The sequence below is a fragment of the Pseudoalteromonas sp. NC201 genome (genome assembly GCF_002850255.1).
Lineage (GTDB): Bacteria > Pseudomonadota > Gammaproteobacteria > Enterobacterales > Alteromonadaceae > Pseudoalteromonas.
In genome coordinates this window covers 1,687,706-1,700,839 of record NZ_CP022522.1, presented here as the reverse complement: position 1 = coordinate 1,700,839, position 13,134 = coordinate 1,687,706, and the positions used below count along the sequence as shown (strand labels likewise).

Below are 13,134 nucleotides of genomic sequence, written 5' to 3'. Positions count from 1 at the left end.
GTCATAATGCTGTTTTAAAAGAGTCTACTTGCGTAAACGAACGTACTGAACCCATCACATATGTATTCAGAGAGACCCTTAATTAGATTTTATTTATAACGATTAATACCAAGTTACTTGTGAACATTTGCCGCAAAGCTTTCTAGCTCCATTCGGTGATCTTTAAAATTCAATCCACATCGTCTGATGAAGTCATTCACTTTTTCGATGCTATGTTGGTTTGCTAGGGCATTGCCTGACTTAAGCTGAGCTTGTTCTGGGTAGATACCATAACCTGCCAATAAACAATGCCAGCTGACTGAAGGGTAATATTGGTCAACGTTTTGGCGAACTAATTCATCCGATAAGTTGTTACCAGAAACCCAAGTCTGTAAAATTTGATAGAGTGACCGCGATAAGTGGTTATTGTTGGCATTATCAAGCCAGTAGTTGGTGTCAGTACGACTATTCACACGATAATGAGCGACGATATAGTCTCGAATAGCCTGATACCGTTCGCTCAAAGCGCGGTTGTGTTTATCTCTGTTACCATCGGTAAAATCCGCATCTTGGTAGCATTCAATGAAACTTTGAACGGTTTCTTGGACTATATGCAAAGCGGTTGCTTCTAATGGCTCTATGAAGCCCTGAGATAAACCAATCGCTATGCAGTTTTTACTCCAGTGTGCTTTAACTTGCCCGACTTTCATTTTTATATGTCGAGCTTCTACTTCTGAGTCCAACAAACCCAAAGCCGCCCTTAGCTCGGTTTCGGCTTGATCCGCATTACAGTAACGCTGACTATAAACATAACCGTTACCGATACGATTCGTTAATGGAATGTGCCAAGACCACCCAAATTGACGCGCAACAGATTGTGTTTCGGAGCGGATAGTGTCAAGTTGCTTGGTAGGTATAACGACCGCAGCGTCGTTAAATAAATTGGACTCGAATGACTCGAACCCCACGCCTAAAGTGTGTTGTAGCAGTAAACTTTTGAAGCCCGAGCAGTCAATAAAAATATCACCAGCGATTTCCGTACCATCAGACGTTATCAGTGCCGCAATATCACCATCAACGTGTTTTCGAACGTCAGTAATTGTGGCATCAATGTGTTTTACATTAAACTCAGCCGCTTTGCGAGCCAACAACTGGCCAAGCAAAGCTGAGTCAAAGTGATAACCATAATTAATTTCGAATGGGAAGCTTTCTGCAGCAATTGGGGATTTATTTAAATCAGCCAAGTGAGTTGCTAAAAAAAAGTGGTCTGGGTGGCCCTCTACGTCAATCGCCTTACGCCGAACAAAGCTGTTATGAAAAAAAGCCGGTGCACTGTAGTCGTCAGGTTGTGCAGGAAATGGGTGAAAATAGCTAGAAAACCCAGGTTTTGTCGACCAATCTATAAACCGAATGCCATTTTTATAGGTCGCATTACAAGCCGGCATCCACTCGGCTTCCGAGATACCTAAATAGTCCATAAATCCTTTGAACTGCGGAGTAGACCCTTCACCAACACCAATAGTCCCGATGCTAGAAGATTCAACCACAGTGATTTCTATCGCTTTATCTGCCCAGCTTTTTGCCATCATATTCGCGGCCATCCAACCTGCAGTTCCACCACCTAAAATCACTATTTTCTGATTTTTCATCGCCTTCGCACCTTAAACCTATTAAAAACCACGTATTGAAAGTGAAACAAACATATCAATTTAGATAATTGATGATAACCACTCATTACACAGTGAGCGACTATAAAAAAGCCACCAAAGCAGGTGTTACTTTGGTGGCCATGAATGCTTGCTAATAATTAGAAGCTATAGTTGAACCCTAAATAATACTGGCGACCAAACTCTTTGTACTCACCAGTGGCAAGTGCAGTACCATAATTAGTAGTATTTGGCTCATCAGTTAGGTTATTAACCTGTAAGACGGCTTCCAAACCATTCTCAAAGTTGTACGATGCCTGCCAATCAACAACAGTATATTCATCAGCCCAAGCTAGAGAAGAGCCTCCTGGTGAAGCCCCTTCATATACATACTCATCACGGTAACGGATATTCAGGTGCGTTGTGAACGAATCTATGTTCCAAAATACCGTAGCACTCCATACATTTTTTGATAGACCAGGGAGTGGCAGTTGCTGATCAGGGAAGTTACCACCGCCATCTACCGTTGTTTCGCTCTCGGTATATGAATAGTTAGCGTTAAAACCTAAGCCCGAAAAGACACCCGGTAAATTATCAAACATCGTGGTATAAGCCAGCTCAATACCTCTTATGTATCCACCTTGATCATTGTTCTGAGTCGTTTGGTATTGACCTGCAACAAACCCATCTGGTACCTCTAGGCCAATATCAGCCCAGTCAACCTCACCTTCTTGATAAGTAATACTTTCAATCAAAGATTCAATATCTTTCCAGAATATCGCGGCAACAAAAGCACCACCATCTTCAAAGTAACGCTCATAAGATAAATCAATTTGAGTCGCTCTAAACGGGTCTAAATTTGGGTTACCTTTTGACCACACATTATAACGAGGACTAGTACCATCATTTGCGGTGTCAGCCCAAGACCCTGCACCACCTCTAAGCTGGTAGACAGGTGGACGGCCAATAACTTCTGCAGCTGCAAACCTAATTTGGTCCGTGTCACTCACTCTGAAATTGAGGTTTAGTGAAGGCAATGTGTCCGTATACTCAGGGCCGTAATTAACATGGCGATAATCGGTTCTTTCAACGCCATTATCATCGATGATTGAGTCACCAACTTCATCGCCTTGGATCTGTTGAATGCCTATTGATTTCGTATCAGTTTTTACTACTCGAACGCCAAAATTACCCGTCACTGGTATGTCGGCAATTTCGGTATCTATATTTGCCATAATATAACCGGCTAATACTTCTTCTCGAACAGCGCCACTTTCAATGAGCGTCCAATTGTGACCCCAAGTTTGCTGTGCCTCATAATTGCCCGGACCAAATACTTCGTTAGCGATACCTTCAAGGTCTAGTTCCAAGTATTGGAAACCTCGAGTATCTCTAACCGAAACATATCCCGTCAAATCGTGAGGAATACACGGGTGGTTCTGATCATTAAATTCACAGCCTTTGTTCGTGACGATGGTGCCATCCGGTAACTGGTAACCATTTTGGCCTTCGCGTGCGCCCCATCTAAATGTCGAGCGTTGATCCGTAAATTCACGGTCAGACCAACGCGCACCAACTTCAATCGAAGAAATAAAGCTGTTCTCAATAAAATACTTAAAATCAACCTTAACGCTATCTAACTCGTCTGTGTACTTGTGAGGAAATTGTTCCCAATCACCCAGTCGCATATTAGATAGGTCGGTATACCCATTGCCAAGTGTTAACAGTGGTGAGTCTTTCTCTCTTTGTTCGAAAGAAAAGGTTTGATTTCTTAATTCTTGCCAAGTGTTAACTAACGTTCCATCTTCCAGTGTAGAAGTACCGTATTCATATGCATGCATTGAAGCAATCATATCTCTACGCGTTTTTTCCCCTTCACTATGAGCCCAGTCGAACTTTAATTCCCACGAATCTGTCGTGTATTGCAAGTTTAAGCCAAAGCTGTCGGTGGTTGAATCCGTTGATTGGTCTTCAGAGCGCATCTCAACCCATGGGCCATTGGGATCAGTAATAGTCACATCCCCAGCAACTAGAAAACCGTCTTTAACAACTGCATTATCAACCGAATACAACGAGTTAATATCTTTTGAGAATCCTTCAATATTTAAGCCGCTCTTTTTATCTTCCGATTCAAACTTAGAATGGAAATAATCAAATTGGACTTTGAATGCGTCTGTTGGCTGATACACCAAAGTGCTTAACAGGCCAAGTCTTTCATCGCTGCCTTTGGCTGAACGATATTGAAAGCCATTGACCGAACGCTCTTCTGTACCATCACCATCAAAATCTTGAGAGCGTGTAGGAGCATGCGCTGAGATATCAATTGCGTTATTTGGTTGGTTTAGATACGCCCCACCAATAGCAAAACCAAGTGTCTCATTTAGGAATTTACCTCGGTATGAAAAACTAATACGTTCGCCTGTTGAATCCGCGCCCACATCTGATGCAGCATCATTGTAGGAATATCTTACCGAAGAATTAAAATTATGTTCTTTTTCAGCATCGAGAGGGTTTGCCGTTTTAAGTTCAACCGTAGCCGCAACACCGCCTTCAATCAGCGACGCTTTTGGTGATTTATACACTGCGGCTTGATTAATTAATTCTGACGGATATTGGTCGAATGAAATCCAGCGACTACCTGCAGTATATCCACTGGTACTCGCCTGCTCACGTCCGTTTAATGTGGTTTGAATAAAGTCGCCGTTCATCCCGCGAATATTAAGTTGCGAAGATTGCCCACTTGCTCTTACCGCGGTGATCCCAGGTAGACGGCTCAACGAGTCAGCGATTGACACGTCAGGTAAGGAAGCTAAGTCTCCAGCATCAACTACTTCTGCAATGGTGTCGCTAAATCTTTTTTTATCGATTGAGGCGATGATACTGCGCGAGATACCTCGAACTTCGATCACCTCAACGTTTTTTTCTTCATTATTAGCAGTGTTATCTTCAACAGGAGCAGCATGGCTCACACCTGCAGCAATCAGCGCAAGCGTTAGCATACTCGGTTTGAACTTAGACATAATGTTTTATCCCAATTAACCATATTATATTGTGCGATTTGTTCATCTGGCGTGCAAACTGATGAAAAAACAAACGAGCACAGTTGTTGTCAGTCAAATACTAGCGGCTGATTAAATTTGTAAACAACTTTATGCATACGTATTCAAAGCTAGTGCATTTCAACGAAATTTACAGGTTTTTTACAGGAATAAAACTCAACTCAATGATATATAAATAGTTTTATTGGGTAAGGTCAAAAGGCCGACCACATTTATTTACCAGCTTTAATTTCACTAAATCTTAACTTTCACGGGCTATTATTGTCGACTGAACACCAAAATATCCTCAACATGTAATCTATAGCTATACTTAAGTTAAATTGGTCTTACCAAAAATTCACTCTTACAAAGCTTTATTTGTCTGGTTATTCCCTTTTAAAGGTCAATATTGGTAAATTTATTTTATAAAATAAAATTATGTGAATGAGTTATCATAAATTAACCTCACAAAACCTGCATACGTATGCAGGTTTTTTACACCCCACCGAGCATGACGTATTCTTTGGCAAAATTAGTGGTGAAAGTGCCCAGCATAGTATTTACTTGATACTCAGCACTGCCACAGAATAAACACGCACATAGCCTGGAGAAAGTGCATGGCAAATAATGAATGGTGGAAAGGCGCGGTTATCTATCAAATATATCCGCGTAGCTTTCAAGACAGTAATGCAGACGGTATTGGCGACTTACAGGGTATTATTCAGCGACTAGACTACATTAAATCGCTTGGTGTTGATGCAGTATGGATTTCACCATTTTTTAAATCGCCAATGAAAGACTTTGGCTATGATATTAGCGACTATCGCGATATCGATCCTATGTTTGGTACACTCGACGATTTTGATACGCTTATTAGTGAAGCACATAAACGTGATATTAAGATCATTATTGATCAGGTACTTAGTCATACCTCAAATCAACATCCGTGGTTTGTCGAAAGTCGTAAAGACAACACAAATGATAAAGCAGATTGGTATGTATGGGCCGATGCCAATCCAGACGGCAGTCCACCAAACAATTGGCTATCCATTTTTGGTGGTGTTGCCTGGCAGTGGGAGCCTAGACGTTGCCAATATTACCTGCACAACTTTCTAACTGAGCAGCCGGATCTCAACTTTCATCACCCTGAAGTACGTAAAGCCGTACTAGATAACGTCGAATTTTGGCTTAAAAAAGGCGTTGATGGCTTTAGACTAGATGCCATCAACTTCTGTTTTCACGATAAGCAGCTTAGGGATAATCCAGCTAAACCCATTGAACTTCGTCAAGGTCGTGGCTTTAGCGAAGACAACCCTTACGCTTTCCAATACCATTATTATAATAATACGCAACCAGAAAACTTAGCGTTTATGGAAGAGATCCGTGCCTTATTAAATAGATATCCAGGTACCGTTAGCTTAGGTGAGATCAGTTCAGAAGACTCTTTGCAAACAATGGCAGAGTACACAGCCGATGGTAATAAACTTCATATGGGTTATAGCTTTGAGCTCCTTACTAACGACTATAGTGCAAAGTACATCAGAGAAACGGTTTCTCGCCTAGAGTCAGTCATGACCGAAGGTTGGCCATGTTGGGCGTTTGCAAATCACGATGTAGAACGGGTAGCAAGTCGCTGGAGTATAGATGGCAAGGTAAACGATGCACAGGTCAAAATGCTCACAGCCCTTCTCGGTTCATTGCGTGGTAGCGTCTGTATGTACCAAGGCGAAGAACTAGGGCTTGGCGAAGCCGCCGTTGCCTTCGAAGAGCTGCAGGACCCATATGGCATTACCTTTTGGCCAAACTTTAAAGGCCGTGATGGCTGTAGAACGCCGATCCCGTGGACACAGGCAAAAACTAATGCTGGCTTCTCAGAGTCTAAGCCTTGGTTACCAGTTTCTGAAGCGCATGCCCTACGAGCTGTAGACAAACAAGCAGTAGATAGCAATTCAACGCTCAGCTACTATCAAGCATTTTTACAGTGGCGAAATGCGCAACCTGCACTAAAAACAGGTGACATTGAGTTTATTGACACACCAGAGCCAGTATTAGCTTTTTACCGTAGAACCCAAACCCAAACATTGCTGTGCGCATTCAACTTAGCAGCTACTCAACAAAGCGTGAGACTTCCTGAAGTTGCATTAACGCAGTGCGACCTGAAGCACCTAAGCGGCACGGCGAGCGCAAATGCACTAATACTTGATGCATTTGGTTGCTACTTCGCTGAGGTTTTATAATAGTTAGGTCTTTTTCTGAGCTTTGGTTAAATAAGAGCGGTTAAGCCGCTCTTTTGTTATCTAACACTTTATCTATCTCACGCTGTAGTTGCGGCAGCTCTAGTGCTTTGAAATAAAGCCAACCTTGATGAATATTCACCCCTCTACTTTTGAGATAACTAGCTTGAGCTTGAGTCTCTACCCCTTCAGCAATCAGTTTCTTATCCAGCTTTTCCGCCATATCAATCACTGCCGATAAAACCGGGGATTGCAAAGTATCTAGGCCAATTGATGCTACAAAGCTCTGATCTATTTTCAACAGGTCGATCGGAAAACTTTGCAAGTACTGTAAACCACTATACCCCGTACCAAAATCATCAATCGCGATTTCTATTCCAGCACGTTTGAGCTCGGTTAGTACCGTTTTCGTTTGAGCCTGCGTCAGCACATCACGTTCAGTTAATTCAATAGTTAATGAAGATATTTGGTTTTTTGCAGCAAGTAAGGCATCGATATAGCGTTTAGAGCCCAAAAGTAAACCATTAACGTTAAAAGACACCTTAAAGTCTGGCTGAGCGACTAAGATGTCCGTCAAATCACGCACAGCGTTTTCGACTTGTGCTATCGAGATATCTAAAATAGTACCATCACGCTCAGCTTCAGGCACAAAGTAAGCGGGGCCGAGCACTCCTTCAAGTGGGTGACGCCAACGAATGAGTACTTCCACGCCCACTATCGATGGTATCTGTGCATTAACGAGAGGTTGATACACATTAAATAACTCATCATTTGCCAATGCTCTTAATATTTGTGTTTTACTGCTTAGCTGGCGCTTGTCATAACTGATTAATAACAACGTGAGGCCAACCCAAGAGGCACAATACAACACACTCCAAAGTACTAGCCACAACCACCCTAGACTCACTAGTTGCTCATCATTTTTTGCAATAATTAAGCTCATCTGCGGCAAACTTGGAATAGCTGCAACATACGCAAACTTTACCTTTGCATCATCAAAGAGCCCCTCTACTGCGCGGCTATTAGCCACTGGAAATAGTTTTTGGCGGATTGGCAAAGCGTATTTACCATTTAAAAAAACCGGCACACCCGTGCTATTGTCGACCAAAGCAGCAAAATCGGTATTATGATGAGCTGAGATATCAAGCATACTCTTTAGCCAATGATCCGGCATCAACACATTTACCTCATAACCATCGTCTCTCGTGCGCGCTAAAACAAAAGCAGGAAGTTCTAAATAGTCGGTAATGATTGGGCCATAGTATCTAAGCCCGGGCTTTTTTATTGGGGCGCTGGTATTCACAGGTGGAGTGAGTTGCCCAAAAGAATTGCAGACCAATTTCCCTTTACTATCTACGATCCCTATCTCGCTCATGCCTGGGTTTTCAAAAACCAATCTACGCATGTAGTGTAGACCCTCAGGGTCGCAATTTGGAGAAAGATGGATAGCATGTTTTAAGGTATCGTCTACAACGACAAACTCTTTGTTGATGTCAGATACGATTCGACTCGCTACGGTGACAAGATTGGATTTAGCGGTCTCTTTCTGATGCACATAAGTGAAGGCGGCCACAATTGAAAATACAAAGGTGCAAGACAACCAAGCAATAAAGATATTCTTAAACAACTTGCTTAAGGAGTGTGCTCCTCGCATAAGCTCCTCACTCCACGGAACGCAAACAGGCGCAGAGTGTAGCTTGAATATGTGACAAAACTATTTCAATATAAAAAAAGCCTTGGTATCACCACCAAGGCTTTCTTATATTACAAGTTTTTGCTTGTGCCGACCTCAACACGAGTTTTTAACTTTTGGCCAGGCCTAAAAGTTACCACGCGTCGCGCAGAGATAGGAATATCTTCCCCAGTTTTTGGGTTCCTACCTGGGCGTTCCTTCTTGTCGCGAAGGTCAAAGTTACCAAACCCAGAGAGCTTTACTTGCTCGCCGTTTTCTAGCGCTGAGCGGATTTCTTCAAAAAACGCTTCAACTAAGTCTTTGGCATCTTTCTTATTGATCCCCAGTTTTTCAAATAGGTGTTCAGCTATGTCGGCTTTAGTAAGCGCCATATCTAGTCCCTCAACGATGCATTGAATTGTTTGGCCAGTTCGGCCACCACGTTTTCTACAACCGCGTTGATGTCTTTCTCTTCGAGCGTTCTATCAACCGCTTGTAATGTTAGAGCAATGGCTAAACTCTTATGATCAGGTTCAACCCCTTGCCCTTTGTACACATCGAATAAGTTTAGGTCAACTAATTGATTTCCGCCAACTTTCTCAATGCACTCTAAAATATCGCCTATTTTTACGTCATCTGCAACTAAAATAGCAATATCTCTTCTATTTGATGGGAATTTCGAGATACTAACCGCTTCTGGAAGCAGGCGATTTTCTAAAGCAGCCATGTCGATTTCAAATACATATGGCGTATCTTTAAGCTCTAACGGCTTTAATAACTGAGGGTGTACTGCACCGATGAAACCAACCTTTTTACCGTCTGCATAAATTGCAGCAGATTGACCAGGGTGCAAACCATCGCTCACTTCCGCTTTAAAGCTAAAGCGTGCTTTATCGTTACAAAGCGCTAGTAATGCTTCTACATCGCCTTTCACATCAAAGAAATCCACTTTACGTGAAGGCACTGACCAATGTTCGTTATGCGTATTACCATACGCGATACCACCGATCACAGCGGTTTGACGTACGCCGTTTTCCGCGTTGTCGTCTTTGATGAACTTAAGGCCCGTTTCGAATAAGCGAATACGCGATTGTTGACGATTTTGATTATAAGAAACCGCATTGATCAAGCCTGTCATCAGGCTTACACGCATTGCAGACATTTCAACCGAAATTGGGTGCGGAAGAATTAATGCATCTGCTTCTGGGTGTAGCTGCTGTTGTGCTTTTGGATCAACGAAGCTATATGTGATGGCTTCTTGATAACCACGGCTTACTAACTCATCTCTAAAGCGCGCTACAGGCAAACGTGCTTCTTGATGATCTGTCATCTTTAACGCAGCAGTTGGTGCCACATTTGGAATATTGTTGTAACCGAATACGCGCGCAACTTCTTCAATTAAGTCTTCTTCGATACTAATGTCGAAGCGATAGCTTGGTACTTGAGCTTGCCACTGGCCGCCTGCAAATGTTACTGCTAAGCCCAGACGCGCCAAGATGTCTGATACTTTAGCATCTTCGATATGATAACCGATCACGCGGTCTAAACGCTCACGGCGTAAAGTCACTTGACGCTCTTTTGGTAAATCCGCTTCTGACACAGCTTCAACAATCGGTCCGGCTTCACCGCCAACGATTTCAAGTAGCAAGCCTGTTGCTCTTTCCATCGCATCACGCTGCAGTACCGGGTCTACACCACGCTCATAACGGTGCGATGCATCGGTATGCAAACCGTAGCTACGTGCCTGACCTGCAATCGCAAGCGGTGCAAAGAACGCGCTTTCTAACAAGATGTCTTTTGTCTCGTCACTAACACCTGACTGTTCACCACCGAAGATACCTGCCATCGCAAGTGCTTTATTATCATCAGCAATCAGAAGTGTTGATGGATTAAGCTTCGCCGTGTTGCCGTCTAACAATACTAGCTCTTCATTCTCAAAGGCATTACGTACTTTAATTCCACCTTCGATTTGGCTTAAATCGAACGCGTGCATAGGGTGACCTAGCTCAAGTAATACGTAGTTCGTAACATCAACTACTGGGTCAATTGAGCGTACACCGCAGCGGCGTAGTTTCTCTACCATCCAAAACGGGGTTTCTGCTTTAACATTAACACCCTTGATCACACGACCTAAGTAGCGTGGACATGCTTCACTGTTTACCAATTCAATAGAGATTTTATCATCAATCGTTGGCGTAACTGGCGTGATATCAACTTCTGTTACGTCGATGCTGTTTAGTACCCCAACTTCACGAGCAAGACCTTTGATCCCTAAACAATCGCTACGGTTAGCCGTTAAATCGACATCAATAGTTACATCGTTCAAGCCGAAGTATTCACGAATATCTTGACCGATTGGCGCATCCATAGGGAGTTCTAAAATACCGTCTGAACTTTCCGCCATGCCAAGCTCTTCAAACGCACACAGCATACCATGAGACGGTTGACCGCGAAGTTTAGCTTTCTTAATTTTGAAATCGCCTGGAAGCGTTGCGCCCACTTTAGCAACCGCCACTTTTAAACCGGCACGGCAGTTAGCGGCACCACAGACAATATCTAGTAGTTCGTCTTCGCCTACATTTACTTTTGTTACTCTAAGTTTGTCAGCATCTGGGTGTTGACCACATTCAACCACTTCACCGATAACCACACCTTGGAAGTCACCGGCAACTGGGTCTACACCATCAACTTCTAAACCCGCCATTGATAATTGCTCAGATAGCGCATCAGTATCAATTGCTGGATTGACCCACTCGCGTAACCACTTTTCACTGAATTTCATACTTTTGTCGCTCTTATCTGAATTGGTTTAGGAATTTTAAGTCGTTTTCGAAGAAAGCTCTTAAGTCAGTTACGCCATAACGTAACATCGTCAAACGCTCAACCCCCATACCAAAGGCGAAACCAGTGTATTTTTCAGGGTCAATGCCTACCGAGCGCAGTACGTTCGGGTGCACCATGCCGCAGCCTAGTACTTCAAGCCATTTACCATTTTTACCTTTTACGTCCACCTCAGCTGAAGGTTCTGTAAACGGGAAGTATGAAGGACGGAAGCGAATTTCCATATCTTCTTCAAAGAAGTTGCGTAGGAAATCGTGCAAAATTCCTTTAAGTTCTGTAAAGCTCACGTTAGTGTCGACCATCAAGCCTTCAACTTGGTGGAACATTGGCGTATGTGTTTGATCGTAATCGTTACGGTATACACGACCTGGCGAGATAATTCGCAAAGGCGGCTGCTCAGCTTCCATAGTACGGATCTGAACGCCACTGGTTTGTGTACGTAGTACCAATTTAGGATTGAAATAGAAAGTATCATGATCGGCACGCGCTGGGTGGTGCTCTGGAATATTTAGCGCGTCAAAGTTATGAAAGTCATCTTCAACCTCTGGGCCAGATTTAACAGCAAATCCTAGCTCACCAAAAAACTGCTCAATACGCTCAATGGTGCGAGTAACTGGGTGAAGGCCACCGGCTGGCATTGTACGACCCGGCAACGTCACATCAATCGTCTCAGCTGCTAGCTTCTGCTCAAGTGCTGCATTGGCTAACGCTTCACGTTTTACCGTAATCGCATCTTGTACTTGGGTCTTCGCTTGGTTAATCACCTGACCTGCGTCTTTACGCTCTTCTGGTGCTAGTTTGCCTAGCGTTTTAAGAAGACCTGTGATCTCACCTTTTTTACCAAGGTAGTTAACTCTAACTTCCTCAAGGTGCGCAATTTCGCTTGCCTGCTCAACGGCTTCAAGCGCTTGCGCTAAAATATTTTCTAAATTCATTGTCTACCTGATCTTTGCTGAGGTAATTTGCTGTTATTTAATCTCTTATGATAACTGAATTGCAAGGCGATATTCTAGCCCTGTTACAGCTTTAAAGTGGCTTTTATAAAAGGAATTGTTAACTTTCTTTGCGCAGCCATGGATGCGTGATCGAGTTTATCCAATACATCAAGTAAAGCGCGCATATCACGACTCAATCTCGTGAGCAAAAATCGTGCACATTCATCAGAGAGCTCAAGGCCTCGCATATGCGCTCTTTTTACTAGAGCTTCGGCTTTATCATCGTCACTCATCGAGCGGATCTGAAAAGTCGTCCCCCAGGTTAGGCGCGATTCTAAGTCTGGTAGTGACAAATTCAACATGTTGGGTAACAGATCGGCAGTGACCACTAGGCATTTGCCTTTTTCATTAAAACGATTGAAAAAGTTAAATAAGGCTTTTTCCCACGCTTCATCTCCTGCAACCAAATGCACATCGTCTATACAAACTACATCCAGTGCATCGAGCCCATCTAACACTAACGGGCCAAAATCCAACACTTCTCGCATTGACAATAAAATAGTCGAGAGTCCAAGTTCTTGCGCTTCAATGCACGTGGCATAAAGCAAGTGCGACTTGCCAGAATCTGCCAACCCACACAAGTAAGTGTACTGAAAACCGATTAAACGACGGGCAAGGCCATTTTTTAAGTGGCTTACTTCCAATGACGCTTCACCGCCAAAATAAGAGGCAAAGGTTTCGTCATCAGGCAGCGTCACTGGCAACGCCATTTGACGTGGCGATTCCATC

At 43.2% G+C, this 13,134-nt stretch carries 8 protein-coding genes; 1 reads left to right on the top strand and 7 read right to left on the bottom strand.

Annotated features, from left to right (window positions below; genetic code table 11):
- Nucleotides 1-113: 113 nt before the first annotated feature.
- The gene (locus PNC201_RS07030; RefSeq protein WP_102056598.1) at nucleotides 114-1,628 is read right to left on the bottom strand and encodes a tryptophan halogenase family protein; all 1,515 of its coding nucleotides are present in this window, start codon (nucleotides 1,626-1,628) and stop codon (nucleotides 114-116) included.
- Between the two features lie 158 nt (nucleotides 1,629-1,786).
- The gene (locus PNC201_RS07025) at nucleotides 1,787-4,645 is read right to left on the bottom strand and encodes a TonB-dependent receptor (RefSeq protein ID WP_010604042.1); all 2,859 of its coding nucleotides are present in this window, start codon (nucleotides 4,643-4,645) and stop codon (nucleotides 1,787-1,789) included.
- 635 nt (nucleotides 4,646-5,280) lie between these two features.
- Between PNC201_RS07025 and PNC201_RS07020 the strand changes: the two genes are divergently transcribed.
- Complete coding sequence (locus PNC201_RS07020) at nucleotides 5,281-6,900, top strand: alpha-glucosidase family protein (RefSeq protein WP_102056597.1); 1,620 nt, start codon at nucleotides 5,281-5,283, stop codon at nucleotides 6,898-6,900.
- 40 nt (nucleotides 6,901-6,940) lie between these two features.
- Here PNC201_RS07020 and PNC201_RS07015 read toward each other — a convergent pair whose 3' ends face one another.
- The 5 genes from PNC201_RS07015 to hda form a co-directional block, all read right to left on the bottom strand.
- Complete coding sequence (locus PNC201_RS07015; protein WP_010604040.1) at nucleotides 6,941-8,551, bottom strand: EAL domain-containing protein; 1,611 nt, start codon at nucleotides 8,549-8,551, stop codon at nucleotides 6,941-6,943.
- Between the two features lie 110 nt (nucleotides 8,552-8,661).
- Nucleotides 8,662-8,961: an integration host factor subunit alpha gene (ihfA, locus tag PNC201_RS07010; RefSeq protein WP_010377997.1), complete on the bottom strand. Its 300-nt coding sequence runs from the start codon at nucleotides 8,959-8,961 to the stop codon at nucleotides 8,662-8,664.
- A gap of 2 nt (nucleotides 8,962-8,963) precedes the next feature.
- Nucleotides 8,964-11,351, bottom strand: coding sequence for a phenylalanine--tRNA ligase subunit beta (gene pheT, locus PNC201_RS07005; protein WP_102056596.1), 2,388 nt, complete (start codon nucleotides 11,349-11,351; stop codon nucleotides 8,964-8,966).
- 13 nt (nucleotides 11,352-11,364) lie between these two features.
- Nucleotides 11,365-12,345 (bottom strand): phenylalanine--tRNA ligase subunit alpha, encoded by a 981-nt coding sequence (gene pheS / locus PNC201_RS07000; protein ID WP_010604038.1) that lies wholly within the window; start codon nucleotides 12,343-12,345, stop codon nucleotides 11,365-11,367.
- Between the two features lie 83 nt (nucleotides 12,346-12,428).
- Complete coding sequence (gene hda / locus PNC201_RS06995; protein WP_010604037.1) at nucleotides 12,429-13,133, bottom strand: DnaA inactivator Hda; 705 nt, start codon at nucleotides 13,131-13,133, stop codon at nucleotides 12,429-12,431.
- Between the last annotated feature and the right edge of the window lies 1 nt (nucleotide 13,134).

Excerpts from the sequence above, each read along its gene's own strand:
- PNC201_RS07020 (WP_102056597.1), top strand. The coding sequence starts at position 5,281 with ATGGCAAATAATGAATGGTGGAAAGGCGCGGTTATCTATCAAATATAT.
- pheT (WP_102056596.1), bottom strand. The coding sequence starts at position 11,351 with ATGAAATTCAGTGAAAAGTGGTTACGCGAGTGGGTCAATCCAGCAATT.
- ihfA (WP_010377997.1), bottom strand. The coding sequence starts at position 8,961 with ATGGCGCTTACTAAAGCCGACATAGCTGAACACCTATTTGAAAAACTG.
- hda (WP_010604037.1), bottom strand. The coding sequence starts at position 13,133 with ATGGAATCGCCACGTCAAATGGCGTTGCCAGTGACGCTGCCTGATGAC.
- pheS (WP_010604038.1), bottom strand. The coding sequence starts at position 12,345 with ATGAATTTAGAAAATATTTTAGCGCAAGCGCTTGAAGCCGTTGAGCAG.
- PNC201_RS07015 (WP_010604040.1), bottom strand. The coding sequence starts at position 8,551 with ATGCGAGGAGCACACTCCTTAAGCAAGTTGTTTAAGAATATCTTTATT.
- PNC201_RS07025 (WP_010604042.1), bottom strand. The coding sequence starts at position 4,645 with ATGTCTAAGTTCAAACCGAGTATGCTAACGCTTGCGCTGATTGCTGCA.
- PNC201_RS07030 (WP_102056598.1), bottom strand. The coding sequence starts at position 1,628 with ATGAAAAATCAGAAAATAGTGATTTTAGGTGGTGGAACTGCAGGTTGG.